This window comes from Desulfosarcina alkanivorans (assembly GCF_009688945.1).
Classification (GTDB): domain Bacteria; phylum Desulfobacterota; class Desulfobacteria; order Desulfobacterales; family Desulfosarcinaceae; genus Desulfosarcina; species Desulfosarcina alkanivorans.
This window is the reverse complement of record NZ_AP021874.1, coordinates 7,223,145-7,240,295: the sequence shown is the minus strand read 5'-3', so window position 1 is coordinate 7,240,295 and position 17,151 is coordinate 7,223,145. Positions and strand designations below refer to the sequence as shown.

At 54.4% G+C, this 17,151-nt stretch carries 17 protein-coding genes; 4 read left to right on the top strand and 13 right to left on the bottom strand.

What is annotated here, in order from left to right; translation table 11 throughout:
- The first annotated feature begins 13 nt into the window (after positions 1-13).
- Complete coding sequence (locus tag DSCA_RS31505) at positions 14-1,033, top strand: P-loop NTPase (RefSeq protein ID WP_167528041.1); 1,020 nt, start codon at positions 14-16, stop codon at positions 1,031-1,033.
- Here DSCA_RS31505 and DSCA_RS31500 read toward each other — a convergent pair.
- Both DSCA_RS31500 and DSCA_RS31495 read right to left on the bottom strand, forming a co-directional pair.
- Complete coding sequence (locus tag DSCA_RS31500) at positions 1,008-1,364, bottom strand: PilZ domain-containing protein (protein WP_155320188.1); 357 nt, start codon at positions 1,362-1,364, stop codon at positions 1,008-1,010. The genes DSCA_RS31505 and DSCA_RS31500 overlap by 26 nt on opposite strands.
- A 157-nt stretch (positions 1,365-1,521) precedes the next feature.
- Complete coding sequence (locus tag DSCA_RS31495; RefSeq protein ID WP_155320187.1) at positions 1,522-2,139, bottom strand: PilZ domain-containing protein; 618 nt, start codon at positions 2,137-2,139, stop codon at positions 1,522-1,524.
- Between the two features lie 630 nt (positions 2,140-2,769).
- Between DSCA_RS31495 and DSCA_RS31490 the strand changes: the two genes are divergently transcribed.
- The 3 genes from DSCA_RS31490 to DSCA_RS31480 all read left to right on the top strand — a co-directional run bounded on the left by DSCA_RS31490 (position 2,770) and on the right by DSCA_RS31480 (position 4,480).
- The gene (locus tag DSCA_RS31490; protein ID WP_231716330.1) at positions 2,770-3,174 is read left to right on the top strand and encodes a roadblock/LC7 domain-containing protein; all 405 of its coding nucleotides are present in this window, start codon (positions 2,770-2,772) and stop codon (positions 3,172-3,174) included.
- A gap of 65 nt (positions 3,175-3,239) precedes the next feature.
- A complete protein-coding gene (locus DSCA_RS31485) occupies positions 3,240-3,845 on the top strand; it encodes a GTP-binding protein (RefSeq protein WP_155320186.1) in 606 nt (201 codons plus the stop codon).
- An 11-nt stretch (positions 3,846-3,856) separates the two neighbouring features.
- Entirely contained in the window at positions 3,857-4,480 is a 624-nt protein-coding gene (locus DSCA_RS31480) for a hypothetical protein (protein ID WP_155320185.1), read from the top strand.
- Between the two features lie 142 nt (positions 4,481-4,622).
- Here the strand turns inward: DSCA_RS31480 and DSCA_RS31475 are convergent, their stop codons facing one another.
- The 11 genes from DSCA_RS31475 to DSCA_RS31425 all read right to left on the bottom strand — a co-directional run bounded on the left by DSCA_RS31475 (position 4,623) and on the right by DSCA_RS31425 (position 17,025).
- Positions 4,623-5,666, bottom strand: a complete 1,044-nt coding sequence (locus tag DSCA_RS31475; RefSeq protein WP_155320184.1) for an ABC transporter substrate-binding protein — start codon at positions 5,664-5,666, stop codon at positions 4,623-4,625.
- A complete protein-coding gene (locus DSCA_RS31470) occupies positions 5,656-6,453 on the bottom strand; it encodes an ABC transporter ATP-binding protein (RefSeq protein WP_155320183.1) in 798 nt (265 codons plus the stop codon). Before DSCA_RS31470 ends, DSCA_RS31475 begins: the two co-directional genes overlap by 11 nt.
- An 11-nt stretch (positions 6,454-6,464) precedes the next feature.
- Positions 6,465-7,247 carry an ABC transporter permease gene (locus DSCA_RS31465; RefSeq protein ID WP_155320182.1) on the bottom strand — a complete coding sequence of 261 codons (783 nt, stop codon included), beginning with the start codon at positions 7,245-7,247 and terminating at the stop codon, positions 6,465-6,467.
- A 9-nt stretch (positions 7,248-7,256) separates the two neighbouring features.
- A complete protein-coding gene (locus DSCA_RS31460) occupies positions 7,257-8,018 on the bottom strand; it encodes a sulfite exporter TauE/SafE family protein (RefSeq protein ID WP_155320181.1) in 762 nt (253 codons plus the stop codon).
- Entirely contained in the window at positions 8,015-8,638 is a 624-nt protein-coding gene (locus tag DSCA_RS31455) for a HAMP domain-containing protein (RefSeq protein ID WP_155320180.1), read from the bottom strand. Before DSCA_RS31455 ends, DSCA_RS31460 begins: the two co-directional genes overlap by 4 nt.
- Complete coding sequence (locus DSCA_RS31450; protein ID WP_155320618.1) at positions 8,635-9,588, bottom strand: AAA family ATPase; 954 nt, start codon at positions 9,586-9,588, stop codon at positions 8,635-8,637. The genes DSCA_RS31455 and DSCA_RS31450 overlap by 4 nt, the downstream gene beginning before the upstream one ends.
- A gap of 3 nt (positions 9,589-9,591) precedes the next feature.
- Positions 9,592-11,085: a response regulator gene (locus DSCA_RS31445; protein WP_155320179.1), complete on the bottom strand. Its 1,494-nt coding sequence runs from the start codon at positions 11,083-11,085 to the stop codon at positions 9,592-9,594.
- Positions 11,086-11,214: 129 nt separating this feature from the next.
- Positions 11,215-14,811 (bottom strand): chemotaxis protein CheA, encoded by a 3,597-nt coding sequence (locus DSCA_RS31440; RefSeq protein WP_155320178.1) that lies wholly within the window; start codon positions 14,809-14,811, stop codon positions 11,215-11,217.
- Positions 14,812-14,874: 63 nt separating this feature from the next.
- Positions 14,875-15,228, bottom strand: a complete 354-nt coding sequence (locus DSCA_RS31435) for a response regulator (RefSeq protein WP_155320177.1) — start codon at positions 15,226-15,228, stop codon at positions 14,875-14,877.
- Positions 15,229-15,243: 15 nt separating this feature from the next.
- Positions 15,244-15,771, bottom strand: coding sequence for a chemotaxis protein CheW (locus DSCA_RS31430; RefSeq protein WP_155320176.1), 528 nt, complete (start codon positions 15,769-15,771; stop codon positions 15,244-15,246).
- Positions 15,772-15,786: 15 nt separating this feature from the next.
- A complete protein-coding gene (locus DSCA_RS31425; RefSeq protein ID WP_155320175.1) occupies positions 15,787-17,025 on the bottom strand; it encodes a chemotaxis protein CheB in 1,239 nt (412 codons plus the stop codon).
- Between the last annotated feature and the right edge of the window lie 126 nt (positions 17,026-17,151).

Below are 17,151 nucleotides of genomic sequence, written 5' to 3'. Positions count from 1 at the left end.
AGGGATGAAACGGATGCAACAACAGCAAACTGAGAATGGACGAAAACGATTGCCGCAGGTCTGGGCGGTGGGCGGCGGTAAAGGGGGCATCGGCAAAAGCGTCCTCAGTATTTTAATTTCCGTCGCATTGGCCGAAAGTGGCAAAGACACGGTGGTTATCGACGGTGATTTGGGCGGGGCCAATCTCCATACCTTCATGGGCATCCGCACGCCGAGCAGGACCCTGAATGATTTTATCAGCCGCCAGGTGGACAAACTGGACGACGTTTGCATGGGTACGGAGCAAAAAGGGCTTCGCATCATCTGCGGGGCCAGCGAGGTGCTGACCCTGGCCAATCTTCAATACACCCAGAAGATTAAAATCCTCCAGGCGATCTCCAGGATTGACGCCGACCATGTGATCCTTGACCTGGGGGCCGGCACCGGATTCAACACCCTGGATTTTTTTCTATCCGCCCACCGTCAAATCGTGGTGATGACGCCTCAGCCCGTTGCGATTCAAAATGCGTATGCATTCGTCAGGAACGCCGTGTATCGAACCTTGAGTCGATTGACCAGCCGCCGGCCTTCTTTGGGCGGCCTGGTCAAAGCGGCCATGAACCCCAAAAACGACATGCAGGTCAGAACGGTAGGCGCCCTGCTTGACCGCATGGCCGAAAACGGAGATCCGGCAGAAGCGGCGGCAATGGCCGCCCACCTGAACCGGATTCGCCCGGCCCTGATCACGAATATGGTCAGGGAACCGAGGGACAAAAATGCCGGCCGAATCATCCAGATGGTGTCGAAAAAACATCTGATGATTCAGGCACAAATCGGGGGCGGTGTTTATTTCGACCCACAGATAAACGCCATGGTCTCGGCCATGGAGCCACTGACGCGGGTGGACCGAAACAGCAATGCTATCCAATCCGCCCTGGCCATCGTGTCAAACCTGAAAAACACAGGGTGGGCCAGTGACGATCAATCGGGATGCGAAACAGGGGAAGAACGGTCGCCGGATAGAAAAATCAGTGCAGTGGCAGGGTATCCCTGAACGTTTCGAAACAGTTTTTTATGGCCTCAATATTCCTTGGCGCCAGATCCACGAAATGGCACCCCACGCCCCGCTTGTTGACGTTGACGATTTTTGCCTTCAGCAAAACCGCTTTTTCTTCGGTGGGAAACTTAATCGCCAGACTGACCAGGCGCCCCGGATTAAGGTTGGTTTTGTCGTCCACCTCTACAAACAGCCCATTCAGGCTCAAATCGGTCACATTGACAACCCCTTTCACGTGGCCGAAGAGCGCCGTACAACGAAATTCCAATCGAGGGTATTGTCGTCTTTCATTGCTAACTTCAATGTGCTGGCTTCGAACATCGATCATTTTCGATTCAACTCCTTTTCAACCCCAGGCATCCGAAAAATTCAAGAATAATACGTCCGGTTCGGATTTCAATGGTGCCTGGTGACACGAACATGCTTGGATAGCATCATTATTCTGATTTTCCAAGCAATATGCTCCGGATGGGGTATTTGTCTTTTCATGCCCCATCCAGCTGAAAACTGATTTGTCGATGAAGCCGGTTGATTAAAGCCTTCATGATTTCCAGCTGGTAGCGGGTCAGTTCCTCATATTGAACGCCGACCCCCCCTTGCTCCAGCCGGATCACACGAGCTTTGAGTTTCAGGGCCAGTTGATCCTGGTCCACCGAAAAACAGATGAACACCGGCTGATCCATGGTAAACGGTTCGCAGCTTTCCACAAACATCCCGCCGGCACTGATATCCCGGGCAAAGCAATTGATCGCACGGCCATTGGCTGCCAGATCCAGGGTAATATTGCAGGGGACCCTGGGAAATTTCCGAAGCATGGCAAACCGTTTTTCCTCGTATCGGTTCATGAATCTGAGCAGATCGGCTTCGGACAATTGATTGATCAGCAGGAAAAAACGGGCGATGAGCAGTTGCCTGTCCCTGGCGGCAACGGCACCGTCTTGATGGAATTGGGGTGATTCCAGAAGCTTCTCTTTTCCCTCCAGTTCCAGATCCTTGAACAGATGCAGCAGGGAGATCAGCTGTTCATCCGTCATTTTGTATATGGCGATGGAAAGTCGTGCCAGTATTTTTTTCTTTTCCGCCTGCCAGATCGGATCATGCATGGGCGTCTTCTCCTACGTGTGTCAACGACAACGCGCCCTTGTTTTCGACGCGGTGGGAAAGGCTTCCCGTCAAGGCTGCCCGGGTCCGGGCCAGCACCATATTTGGCCCGGACACCGGTACAAGTATGCATCGACAGTAAAAATGCGGCCCAAGGATGCCGCAGGGAAATTCGTATGCTCTTTTTATCCCGTTTCAGCGTGAAAAATCAAGCCTCTATTAATCGGCCAACCATCGGATCACTAACAGTTCCAGCAAATTAGGAAAATTGTGACGGCGCCAGGCCACGAAGTTCCGTAAGCCTGCCGAAACACGCATCAAGGGTCTGAGGTGACCAAAAGGATGCCATCGAAAAATGGCCGAACTAAAAAAAGGTACTTAAAATCATAGAAAAAACTTGAAAAACCAAAGCAAAAAAGGGTATTGAATCCATCTGAACCGGCAGCATCGTTTCCCGATCGTTGAACGTGACCCGCCTTCGTGACGGGGTGGCATGCCATCCCATAAACGGATGGCAATCTCAGCGGGATAACGATGAGCCATCGCTGAAAAATCGACACGATGCCGGTTCAGGTGTTGCCGACATGGCCGATTGGCTGTGAAAGACCTGATTCAGCAAGGAGGAAGGGACATTGTCGTATATCCTGGATCAAGAACAACTTGACGGTCTGGAAGAAGCGTTGACCACTGATTTGATGACACTGGGCATACAATCCGTGATTCTCATCGACATGGCCGGTAATGTCATCGTCAATCTCGATGACGGAAAAGTTCGCCACGATGTCTACTCGTTGGCGGCCTTGGCCGCAGGTAACTTTGGGGCGGTAAGCGCCATGGCCTCCATCATTGGTGAAGAAGAATTCTCACTACTTTTTCATAAGGGGAAAAGTGAAAACATAAATTTCACCAAAATCATGGATGATTTTCTCCTGGTGTCTATTTTCGGCAATGATGTATCACTGGGCTACCTGAGGCTGAAAATCGATGAGGTCATCAAGAAAATCAAAAGCCTGATCGATCGGGCGGGACCGTCATAGCCTGATCGGTACTCGCTCCAAAGGCCTGCCCTCCTACCGAACTCATCGACAAGCGGTACGTAACTATGGCGTTTATCAATACCAAGACTAAAGAAGTTCAGGTCAAACTTGTTTTTGTCGGTCCCGGCAGGGGTGGAAAAACCACCAACCTGGAATATATCTTCAGCCGGATCAGACACCGTATTGAGTCAGACATGGTCAGTATCAAGACCCAGGGCGATCGAACCCTGTTCTTTGATTTCCTGCCGTTTGAACTGGGAGCCATAAAAGGATACAATGTTAAAACCCAACTTTACACCGTACCCGGCCAGGTCAAATACAATGCCACGCGGAAGCTGGTGCTAAAAGGGGTGGATGGCATTGTTTTTGTTGCGGACTCCATGGTCGACCGGCGGGAAAACAATATCAGCTCCCTGGAAAATCTCAAAGAAAACCTGAAATTCTACGATATTGACATCACCGACATCCCCATTGTTTTTCAATACAATAAACGCGACCTGGAAACGGAAGGAATTCCCATTCTCGACGTTGAAACCATGGACAACGATCTCAACACACAACTCAACGCACCCAGTTTCACGGCCAGTGCGCTGAAGGGCGATAACGTGATCCCCACTGTTAAAAAAGCCATCTCAAAGACAATTGTGGCTATTCGTGAAAAGCTTTTATAGGAGGTGCTGCCATGGACAAAAAAGCGAATGACACCTTCGCTTTTGACTTGGAAAACCGTCTTGATGATTTTTTCAGCGATTCTTTGCCATCCCAGGATGAAACATCCGCGGAGACACCTGCAGCGGCCGAGACTGACCTTCCGTTAAAGGACCTGAAATCAACGATTCTGGCCATTGACTGGGAAATCACTGACGATGCCCTCGAAGCTTTAATCTCCCAGATCGATGGGTTGTCGGAGCGGTTCAAATCCGACAAAGCGAACCATACGCTTCTCAGACTGTTGAAGTCATTGGCAAAATATATCCGGACCCACAAGTCCAATGCGCACCCCGACACCATCAAACGGGTCATGTCCGTTTATTCAACCCTTGAGGAGTCCACGACCAACACTGAGTTGAACCAGAGCGAAAAAGAGAAGATGGTGCTGGAAGAGGTCAGCCAGTTCAAGATGTTAAAGGCTCAAATTGTCGAATCCAGAGGTCCCCATCCGGCCAGTGATTCATCGAAACCGAGCACCACCGGAGAGTTGTCAGGTATCGAAGCCGTTATCCGGTCCATTGATGAACTGAAATCAATGATGGCCGCCGAACTGGGCGCAATTAGAAAGGAGTTGGGACAACTCCGCAAAAAATAGGCCTCATCAGCTGTTTTGGAATCGCCCGACCCCATTGCAAAAAAACCCGAGGGTATCCCCCCGGGTTTTTTTATCCATTCAATAAGGATTCCCCCGTAAAGCCGTATTTCCTGCGTAAAAGAAGATTGCCGATCGCTGGGCATCAGGGCAAAAGGAGGGTGTCCAGGTTTTCGATACCGTCAATGCCGGCGGTCAGTGCCAGACGGTCGTCCACCAGACCAGAGATATCGGTATTTTCTATCAGGTCATAACGGGCCATGAGATCTGCAATGGCCTGGAGTTCAGCCGGCTTTGGAACGTACCGGTCATAGATGATCCGATTGGATGGCGTGGTCATTGCGTAATGCACCAACCCAGCGGACTGGTTCCAGTAATCGGCTGCAACCCGGGCGGCCTCATGGGGATGGCGGCTTGCCCACAGACCGGACCGGACCGCCGTTTCCACCAGTTTTCGTGCGGCCGACGGATAGGCCGTCATCCATTCATTTTTCACCAGCATGAGGTTGCAGATAAAATCCGGCCACATGGACTCCACGTATGCAACGACGTCGGCGTCGTCGCTGAGTACGGTTTGGGCGGCAAAGGGTTCACCGACAAAATAGGCATCCAGCGAACCCGAAGCCAGGGCCGAGGCCATGTCCGGCGGATTCATTTCCACCAGGCGGATTTTTCCAGTGAGCCCTTTTTCCTCCATCGCTTTTAACAGGCACAGGTTGTGGCCCGAGTACCGCATCGGCACGGCAATGGTGCGCCCGACCAGATCTTCCAACCGCTTCGCATTCAAGCTTTTCCTTGCCACCAGGGTGCTCTCGTGCCGGTTGCCGACCAGAACGACCTTCACATCAACCCCTTGCTGACGCAACACCACCGCCAGCGGTGCGATGATGAAAGCCGCCTGGAGACTGTCGTTTCTCAATGCTTCGGCCATCTCGGCAAAAGAAGAAAATTTCACGGCTTCAAAAAAAACGCCGTTGCCTTTTCGGGTGGCATGGTCCAGCAGTGGTGCCGCCAGATTGGTCAGTACCGGCATATATCCCATGCGGATAACCTGCCGGTCTGCCTGATGGCGGTTCAGTCGAAAGTGAAGCCATGAAATCAAAACCAGCCACAGGAGAAAAAAAAGAACCAGTTTAGCCGGCCGCGAAAACGGAACGGTTCCGGTCAATGGGTTCTTTTTAAACGGCATAGTTGACTCCCAGCAAAAGGAACAGTTCGCTTCTCAACCTGCTTAAATCAGGTGACTTCTCAAAATCGCGGGGGCGAGGAAAATCCAAGGTCCGATCCATGACCACCCGGGTGGGGCAATTCCCCAATATGACGATCCGGTCGCCCATGATCAATGCGTCATCGATATTATGGGTCACCAGTAGAATCGTCTTTCGGATGAACGCATGCATGTTGACCACTTCTTCTCTCATCTTCATATGCGTGAGAAAATCAAGCCCGCTGAAGGGCTCATCCATAATCATAATATCCGGGTTCACGGCAAGCGCCCGGGCCAATTCAGCACGGCGCTGCATGCCGCCGGACAACTGCCGGGGATAATGTTGTTCAAAGCCATCCAGTTCCACCATATCGATAAATTCTTGGACCTGTTCCTGCCTGTCCCGATGGCTTTTCAAGTGGCGCAGCCCCAGGCCGACATTCTCGGAAACCGTCATCCAGGGGAAGAGGCCGCTGTGCTGGAATACGAAAATGTGGTCGGCAGAAGGCCCTGTGACCGGCTGACCGTTGATATTCACGTGCCCTTCGGAGGGCGCCTCAAAGCCGGCGATAATCCTCAGCAAAGTTGATTTCCCACATCCCGAAGGACCGAGAAAACAAACCATTTCACCGTCCCGGATGTCCAGGTCGATATCCAGCAGAACGCTGATCCGGTCCCCTTTGCACAAAATGGCATCTTCTTCACCGCGAGGGACTTTCCGTCGATTGGCGTAGGTTTTACTGAGTTGATCAATGAGTATACTGCCCACCTGCCCGCTCCTTAATGTGTCATCTGACGCCACCTGGCCGCTTCGAGCGAGCCCAGTTGGCGCATCAGATAATCAAGGGCCAGCCCTACCAGCCCGATAACGATCATGCCGTCCATGACGTAGTCCATCCGCAGGGCGTTTCGTGAATCCAGGATTAAGAAGCCCAGGCCGGACTGTACGGCAATCATCTCTGCGGCAACGACCACCAGCCATGAAATGGTCACCGTCATTCTGAGTGCAGTCACCACCTCCGGGACAATTGCCGGGACCACCAGCCGGACAATCGTTTCCACTCTCGAAAAATTAAAATTGGCCGCCACATGAAAATAAGTCGGATTGATGCCGTCAACGGCAATGGTAGTGGAAACCACGAGGGGGAAAAAGCTGGACAGAAAAATCAAAAAAATGGCTGGTGGATCGCCGATGCCGAACCATAGCATGGCCAGGGGAATCCAGGCCAGCGGTGAAATGGGCCGCAGGAATTGAATCAGCGGGTTGATCAGGGGCCTGGCATTTCTCATCATGCCCAGGGCGATCCCGAGGGGAATCCCCAGAATAGCGGCAAGGTAGAATCCTACGGTAACCCTGAAAAGGCTGGCCACCGTGTGGCGGACCAGTGTGCCGTCGGCCAGCAGTTCTCCCATGCTCCCGAGAACGATGACGGGCCCGGGAAACACCTGCCGGCTCCAGCCGCTGAACCGGGCCAACACATCCCAGACCAGCAGCAGGACAAAAAATCCCAGGAACGGCATCAGGTACGTGTATGGTTTTCTTTCTCCTTTTTTCAAAAACATGGATACACGTCAATAGCTGTTGTAAATCAGATGAATGCCGATGAGCGTGAGCAGGAAGATAAATACTTCCTTGAGCATTCTTTCATTGATTTTCTCTGTAAACCACGGACCGACCTGCCCGCCGATAATGACACCGGGAACGGCCCCAAGCAATGCCGCCAGATCGACCGACGACCCCAGCAGTCCATGGAAAACGGAACCGACAATACAGGTTCCGAAAATAGTGACGATGCTGGTGGCGACGGCCACCCGCATTCGCAGTTTTAACCGGCTGCGCATGAGCGGCACCAGCCACTCGCCGATACTGACGCTCAGCATGCCGCTGGCCACGGCCATGACCGACACGAGCCAGCCGTAGCGTCGGGCGCGCTTCACCGGTATCCGATCATGGCCCGTATCGGTGTATTTCTGGTTCGCGGAGACAAAAAGAAAGGCGGTGGTCAGGGTAAAAATCCCCAAGGCCAATTCGAGGTTGGCCGATGACAGCAAACGGGTCAGCAGGGCGCCGATGGCGAGTCCGGGAAGGGTCAGCAGCAAAAAGAAACCGGACAGGTGAAGATCGGCGGTTTGCTTCCTGATAAAGGCGGCACTGCCCGATCCCATCCCCGCGGTCTGAACCAGCAGGGAGGTAACCACCGCAGTCTCCGGTGGAAGCTTCAAGAAAATTATAAAAAAGGGCATCCACAGGATACCGCCGCCGATGCCGACGGCCGATGCCAGTGAGGCGATGACCACCCCCGCCGGTAAAGCCAGAAGCGTTATTCCGGTCATGCCTGGCCATCCACCGAATAAAGTTTAAAAAACTCGATGACCTGCTTGAGCATGTCCAGTTCGGATTCCAGCCGCGAAAGCTGATGCCTCATCGCCTCCGAACCACCGTCGGTCAACTGTTCTTTTCTCATCATCCCCATGGTGCTGGCCGTGACCCGCCCGGCGGAATCGCATACCGACCGGGATAGCATGATAATCTCCTGCAGATTGGTGGACATGTCGTCGATTCCGGCGGACAGTTGGGAGAGCTCGTTTCTGGTTTCGACCCCCGTTGCGCGGCTCAGGTCTCCGGCGGAAATGGCCTTGGACACCTCCACCATATGCTGCAGGGGTTCGGTAATGGTTTTGATGAACATGGTCAACACGATAACCACCACTGCCAGAATCACGCCCACCATCATCATGGCCTTGTTGCGGATCCTCACCAGGGGCTCGTAAACCTGATCCTGTGCCAGTTCCCCGCTGGTATAGCGTTCGAAATTGTGGGTCAGCTCCCGCTTGAGTGCGGTCGAATGGGTATCCATAACAAATTCAGAAGAAACCAGCAGCGCAGCGAACCCGATTAACAGAATGTAGATAATCATGGTCCGCTGGATCGAATAGCCATTGGGATTACTCATGACGAGGATGGGATCGGATCATGCGGGTTGGCGATAATCTCCTTGGCCAGTCCGAGATACTGGGCGCCGGCAACACTTTGCTGGTTGTAGTGAATGGCGGGCATGCTCAGTATCTGAGCTTCTTTGAGGGCGCCATCCATTTCTACAACCGTATCGAAGGTCTCTCCCGCATAAAGGTCCTTGATTTTGGAAAAAATCAGCCGCGACGAGTGGCTGTTCCGATCCAGCATGGTAAACAGGATGCGGGAACGAATCTGAGGGTTGGATCGTTTTCGGATCAGGGCGATCAGGCGCAGCACCTGGTCCACCCCGTGGGTTGAAAGATAATCACACTGGCAGGGTATCACCACCCGGTTGGATGCCGTAAGGGCATTTAACGTATAGAATTCAATGGCGGGGGGGGTGTCGATCAGAATGAAATCAAATTGATCCTTGATGCCATTGAGCCGGTCTTTCAGCATATATTCAAAATGCTGCGCTCCGAAATACAATTTATTGAGCATCACCATGTTCCGCCCGGACGGCAGCAGCCAGAGGTTGGGATATGGCGTTGCAGTGATGAAATCGTCCAGGGGCCTGCCGAATGCTTTCTGGGCATCGTAAAACGTAGGCTGTTGCTTGAGACCCAGTGAAAGGGTCAGGTTGGCCTGGGCATCGAAATCCACCAGCAGCACTTTTTTATTGTTCAGGGCAAGTGAAACACCGAGGTTGAAACAGGTCGTGGTTTTTGCAACCCCGCCTTTTCGGTTGCCTATGGTGATCACATGGTCGTTGGCCTCATCCCGACGAGCGCGTTCGAGATCGATGAACGCAATTTCCTGAACCCGTTTCGGTTTGTAAGCGGAAAAAAGATGGCCACAGACCGTGCATCGCGCCACGAAGGAGGGCTTATCAGTTGCCTCGTCATCAAGATGAAACCGGGTTTTGCATTTCTGGCATACGATAATCATGGATTATTTTCCTCGGGTGACAGGCCGGGGATTGAGTTCGTTTCCAAGCTCAAACCCGTTTAAAATCGTTTCCGACAGGCGGGAGAGGGCCACTTCCGTATCGGCAAGGCCGGCCGCAACAACCTTATCGAGGGGCGCGGCAACCATGCCCGAATCCCGTTTGCGCAAAATGATCCGCCCGCCATGGTCGTGCACCGCCTGCAGACCTGAGTGGCTGCCCGTGTCCGCCCCGGACAACAACACAATCGTCACGCGGTCTCCGAACACCGATGCGGCAGTCGACAGGACCCGATCCACATGAATCACTTCGTTTTCAGTTGCAGCTGGCGCGATGACCGGCCGGCTGCCATCCATGGAGATGACCAGGGGGCAGCCGTGAATACCGACATAACAATGCCCTGCAGAAAGCGGGGTTTTCTGCTCGATCGGTGATGCCGGGCATCCACATCGTTCGAATAAATATCGGGCGAAGGTCTCCCGAAAGGATGGCGGAAGACTCTGAAGGGCCACGACGGCGCCGTCAAGGCTGGCCATCGCCGAAACCAGCCCGGGCAACAGGCCCATCTGCTCCGGGTGTCCCCCGGGCCCGGAAATCACGATCACCAGACGCCGGCATGCCATGCCGGCCGCTTTCAGGGTAAGATTGTCAGTCTGTGGCCTGGGAATCCGCGAAATCCTGAAATTGGCCACTTTGGCCGTGGCGGCAACCCTTACCCGCTCAATTATTTTTTTCTGTTGTACGAGAATATCCTGGTTCTTGGTGGGCTTGCTCATGAAATCCACAGCACCCAGTTCAAGAAAATTGAAAATCGTTTTCGAAGATCCATCCCCGGGGTTGGATGTGATCACCACCGGACATGGTTTTTTGATCATGATATGTTTGATTGTGCTGGTGCCGTCCATCACCGGCATATTCACATCCAGCGTCACCAGATCCGGGGACAGCTCATCGATCAGTGAAATCGCCTCCTTGCCGTTGCCGGCCATGCCCACCACCTTGACATGTTTACTGGTTGTCAACATGCTGGACAGAATTTTGCGCATCATGGGTGAGTCGTCGACGATAAGCACCCGAAGCCGCTCATCGGCAGCCGTTTCTGATGGACATGGCACGGCGGTAGCCGAATCCTGGCCGAGCACGGCTTTTTCGTCGACACGCCGGGCCGCTTCCATAATCAAAAAATGATAATTGCTATCGATTGTCCGCGGTGGTGTGGTTGAAACTTCGATGGATTCGAAGCTTCCGGTTTCCCACCCCAATATCCGGTAAAAGGCTTCCTCTCCCACCATGTCCACGCAGGCGGCATGAACGATCTCACCGTCGACAATAAAAATCGTTCCCTGCCGCTCACCCTTGGTTACCCGCATGCAGAGGCTTGAACCCGACAGGCAGCACATCTGTATCAGGTCGTTGAGTTGAATGTTCTTTAACGTCCCGGCAAACCCGCAATCCGCGTCAGGAAGATGATTGTAAGAAGTGTCGTCTTTGGTTTCCATGTTCCGCGTGTCAATCCATTCCTGATAACACCCCGCAGGCAGGTGCACCCGCTGCTGGCAGTTTCCTTAAGGTGCCCCCCGTACCGGTATCATCTTGAATGCAGCATGAAACAACTTGTCGTTGACCGGTCACAGCACGACGGCGGCCAGTTTCCTTTCGGCCTCCCGTTGCCTGGCCATGACCACGAGTTCGTCAACATTGAGAATCAGAGAAATTCCACCGTCACCTAAAATCGTCGCCCCCGAAAATCCGCTGTTTTCCTGGAGGTAGTCTTCCAGGGGTTTGATCACCACTTCCTGGCGACCCAGCAACGTATCAACAACAAAGCCCGTCCGGCCAGCGGCGGATTTGACCACCACCACGAAAAGCCGTTCATCAATCGCAGGGGACCGCGGCACCTGCATATTCAGCAGGTCGGTCAACCGGACCAGCGGCAGGGGTTCTTCATGCAGATGCATCACTTCGCTGCCGTCAACGGTGAAAATCTCACCCGGATCAATGCGAAGGGTTTCCTGCACGGCACTCAAAGGCAGCGTGAAGTGGCTGCCCCCGCAGCGGATCATCAGCGCCGGAATGATGGCGAGGGTCAGGGGGATCTTGATCCGGACACGGGTGCCCACATCCTGCCGTGTCTCGACAACCAGGGTCCCATTTATTTTTTCGATGTTACGTTTGACGACATCCATTCCCACACCGCGCCCGGACGTATGGGTAATCTGATCTGAAGTTGAGAAACCGGGAAGCATGATCATGTCGATCAAATTCTGCTGGTCCATCCGTTCCAACGTCTCACGATCGGCCAGGTCTTTTTCCACCGCCTTCTGGCGGATACGTGACAGGTCAATGCCTTTACCGTCATCGGTTACCTCGATGACCACATTGCTTCCTTCATGATAGGCCTCAAGCAACAACGCGCCACTTTCCGGCTTTCCGCTTCGTTTCCGATCGCCGCACGTTTCGATGCCGTGATCCACGGCATTGCGGATGATATGGATCATGGGGTCGGCCAGTTGCTCGATGACCATCCGGTCCAGTTCGGTTTCCTCGCCACGAAACTGGAGCTGAATCTTTTTCTCCGAATCCTTGAGCAAATCGTGAACCAGCCTCGGATAGCGGTTGAAAAGTCGGGAGATGGGCAGCATGCGCACCTTCATGACCTGTTCCTGGAGTTCGCTGGTAACTCTTCCCAACACGGTGGTGGCGTCATTGAGGCGGGCAGTGAGGCCCGATACCAGGCGCTGGTCCGCCTTGTCCATGGAAAACCGATGTTGGAGGTATTGGGCCACCTCCCGCATTTCATCGAACAGCTGCGAAAATGAGGAACGGTTGACCACCAGTTCCCCAACCTGATTCATCAGGTCGTCGACCTTGTCCGCATCGACACGGATACTCTTTCTTATGGCGCTTCGTGCCGAAAACGGTTCAGACGGGGTCTCCTCGCCAGCCTCCGGCTCGGATTGCGGTGGCGTCGAAAAATCGATAACCGGCAAGGGGGCATGAGAATCTTGGGCGGGAGTATCCGGGACCGGGACAGACGATTCGGCGGCCTCGGGCCACAGCGCAACCTCTTCCTCACTGCCAGCGGACGACCCGGACCGGCCTGGCTCATCGGGAGTGATAATGGCGGTTTGCGGGGGGGCGTTCCGATCCAGCCCGAATTCGTCGAAAAGGGTCGATGCCGCTTCGTCCATGGCAGAAACCACGTCCGGTGCCGGCGACTGGTCATCGGCCCCATCCGCCTCGGATGAAAACTGAAGGGCTATTGGATCCTCATCGATTGGCGGGCCTGCGATGTCGTCTGCATCACCTTCCCCTGCCCGCATGGATGAGAAGGTTTCGTCCAGTGTTTTTGAAAGCAGGGACTGGCGCTGGCTGTCGTCCATGGCCGGCAAGCCTGACAGCAGTTGGGCAATGCCGTCAGAAGGCGGCTGCATGGTCTCTTTGACCGGCTCCGGCAACGCATCACCTGTAACCGTCGTAGAAAAAACGGTCGTGTCGATGAGTGCCAGTTTTTTTTCATTGGGAAACAGTCCCTGGATGCGCTCGATGCATGGGACGAGGCGCGACTGCAAAAACGTGTCGATATCGTCCGCGCCGGCCACCGCCGACCGGGACGCAAACGCCTCTATGCCTGCCGCCGCATCGTCATAGACCGCCGCCAATGCATCGTATCCCATATAATTGGCCGTTGACGCCAGCCGGTCCACCTGGTCGGCCATTTCGTCGGCCGCCTGGCCCGCATTCTCTCCCCTGGCAAGCCTGCCGGCCGTTTCAATCAGCTGATCGAGACCTGCAGCCAGTTGTTCCAGAAAAATATCGAACAGTTCCGTGTCCGCCTCGCCGTCATAGACGGTTGGATCGTCCACCGCCTTGTCCGTCGCCGTCGATCCGGTGACGATGGCCGCCACCCGATCCAGCAGGTCGTCAACCTCTTCGGTCTCCCGGCCTGACGACTCGACCTGCGAAACCAGTTCGCCGATCCGATCCCGGGCGTCGATCAACAGATCCACGGCAACTTTATCCACGCACAGGCTGCCGTCTCGAAAAAGCGTTAGTAGGGTCTCCAGCCGATGGGACAAGCGGGCAATCCGTTCAAATCCCAAATACTCGGATGCTCCCTTGACCGTATGCATCGAGCGAAATATCGTATTCAACAACTCCTGGTTGGCCGGATCAGACTCCAGGCTGAGCAGACTGCTCTCCAACTCCTCCAAATGCTCTCGGGCCTCATCTGCAAAATCCTCGATCAGGGAATTGTCCGTTTCCGCCTGGGCCGGGGTTATCGTGGATGCATCCTCCGGAATTACCGTATGACCATCATCCGGTAACAAGGAAAGCGCCGGATCAATGTCATCCAGCATGGTCCCGACCGAGGAAAGCTCGGCATCGTCCTTCCGCCCGGAAACGTCTTCCGCTGCCAATCCATCATTCGGCGCCGCTATCGGAAACCGAGTGTCCAGCGAAACCAGCGCCTTTGCCGTGGGAAACAGTCCCTGGATGCGCTTGATGCATGGGACGAGGTTCGACTGCAAAAACGTGTCGATATCGTCCGCGCCGGCCACCGCCGACCGGGACGCAAACGCCTCTATGCCTGCCGCCGCATCGTCATAGACCGCCGCCAATGCATCGTATCCCATATAATTGGCCGTTGACGCCAGCCGGTCCACCTGGTCGGCCATTTCGTCGGCCGCCTGGCCCGCATTCTCTCCCCTGGCAAGCCTGCCGGCCGTTTCAATCAGCTGATCGAGACCTGCAGCCAGTTGTTCCAGAAAAATATCGAACAGTTCCGTGTCCGCCTCGCCGTCATAGACGGTTGGATCGTCCACCGCCTTGTCCGTCGCCGTCGATCCGGTGACGATGGCCGCCACCCGATCCAGCAGGTCGTCAACCTCTTCGGTCTCCCGGCCTGACGACTCGACCTGCGAAACCAGTTCGCCGATCCGATCCCGGGCGTCGATCAACAGATCCACGGCAACTTTATCCACGCACAGGCTGCCGTCTCGAAAAAGCGTTAGTAGGGTCTCCAGCCGATGGGACAAGCGGGCAATCCGTTCAAATCCCAAATACTCGGATGCTCCCTTGACCGTATGCATCGAGCGAAATATCGTATTCAACAACTCCTGGTTGGCCGGATCAGACTCCAGGCTGAGCAGACTGCTCTCCAACTCCTCCAAATGCTCTCGGGCCTCATCTGCAAAATCCTCAATCAGGGAATTGTCTGTCATGAAATACTCCTTCTTTCCACCGGTGACCTATGGTGCGATTACCCATGGCCGGTACAGAAAGGCTCACAGCCGATTGATCAGATCAAGAATCTCGGCAGTTTTGTGCTTGTTGATGTATCCTTTCGCTCCAATTTGAGCCGCTTCCTTGCTGAATCTGTCCTCATCGAGATTGGACAGAATAATCACACGGGCACCGGGATCGTGCGCCAGGATCGCCTTGGCCGCAGCGATACCATCCATGCCGCGCATGGTGATATCCATGGTCACCAGTTCCGGTTTCAACCGCCGGTATAGGGCAACCGCGTCATCGCCGCTCTTGGCTTCCCCTACGACGGTATGCCCTGCACCCATCAAGGTCTGTTTGATCATTTTACGCATGATGGAAGAATCATCCACCACCAGAATCGTCTTTCCCATCCGGAAATTTCCTTTTCAGATGCGCACCGGCGCTTTGGGTCGCTTCATTGACTTTAGTTTCTTGATCTCATCAACCATGAGAATGCGACTGAAATCGAGAAGAATCAAAAGCCGCTGATCCATCTTGCACACCCCCTGGATGTATTGGCTTCTCAATCCGGCAACAACGATATCCGGTGGCGGCTTGATGCTGCCGGCCGGAACATTCAGCACCTTGGTGACCCGATCCACGACAAACCCGGTAACACGACCTTCAACAGTAAGGATAATGATCCAGGTGTCCGGATTGAGATGGGCCGGCTGAACAAGTTTCAGCCGTTTCCGAAGATCAATCACGGGAATAATACTGCCCCTGAGGTTGATCACACCTTCAAGGAAATCGGGCGCATCCGGAATGGCGGTCATCGTCGCATCCCGTATGATTTCCTGGACGGTAAGGATATCCACCCCGAACAGTTCTTCACCGATAACGAAACCGACCAGCTGTTTGGTGGTGGTCAATTCGGTGGATTCTCCATCAGTCTGCGCAAAGCGATCATTCATTGTCGCTGACTCCTTTTATCTGTGGCTGGCGTTCAGGCAGTGGGTGCGGATGGTTTCTGCCATCACGACCCCCGGAAGCACCGTCGGCAGGCCATATTTTTGTGCGGCCATCGCTGTCGTGTCACTGCAAAGGCAGGTTTTCGGATCCTGTACAATGACCTTGCCCCCCCCGTTAAGAAGTTGTTCGATGCCGGCGATGCCGTCATCGCCGATCCCGGAAAGCAGAATCCCCGAGGCCCTCTCTTTCAGGGTTGTTGAAAGCGAGGTCATCAGTTCATCTGAAGCACCTTTAGGCGGTGTCGACCGCTGGGGGGCGACCTGAAGCGTCAGCCGGTCCAATGTGTTGGCCACCGTTACCCATTCAAAAACAGACGCCAGGTAGCAGGAGCCAGGGGCAAGGGTCTGGCCGTCCTGGGCACGACACACCGCCAGCGGACTATGCTCGTCCAGATATCGGGCGAAAGCGTCCACATGAGGGGGCGCGGCGTATAACACCGATAAAAAGGCCGCCGGCAGATCAGGGCTGAGTTCGGGGATCAAGCCCAACAGGGAACCATATCCGCCATAAGAACTGCCGATGGCAAAAACCTGACTGCAGTCGGTTCCATTTTTAGGTTTTGCCTCCTTGGCCGCCCTGGCCGGACGAAGGTAACGGACCGTGTCGATTCCGGCACGGGCCGCATTTTTTACCCGACTGATAATCAATTCATGCTGGCTTTTCAGGTCCTCCTTCAGAAGGCTGGAGGGCTTTTGAAGAAAATCGACGGCGCCGTATCGCAGCGTGTCAAAGGTTTCCCGGGAGCCCTGCCCCGTCAGCGTACTGAACATGACCACCGGTGTGGGGCATTTGATCATGATGTGCTTGATCGTGGTCAGGCCATCCATTACCGGCATGTTCACATCCAGCGTCACCACATCCGGTTTCAACCGGGGTATCAATTCCAATGCTTTCAGGCCGTGTTCCGCCTCTCCCACGACCTGCAGTTGGTCGTCGGAAGCAAACATTTCCCTGATAATCTTCCGGAGCACGGTAGAATCATCAACGACCAGAACGGTAATGGGTGCCCTGGCATTCTTTCCTTTGTTTTCAGGCGTCATCCTGGCAAAGGCATTGAAGCCACCGTTTCCGACCGTCGGCTTGGAAACCATGAGCACTTCACCGCATTTACAGCATTCAAACGTATGCAGGTTCGCGTCAAGGCTGTCCGAACTCAGGTCGTTCCTGGCACCGCATTCTTCACAGAATATGATCATGTCCTTGTCATTCTCCAATGCCGGCCAGCAACCCTGTGGCGGATCGCTCGCCGGCGGGCACCCGCGCCGCCTGACCACAGTCTAAGGGTACGTGGGTGGTAATCCGCCGCATGATTACCGGGGATA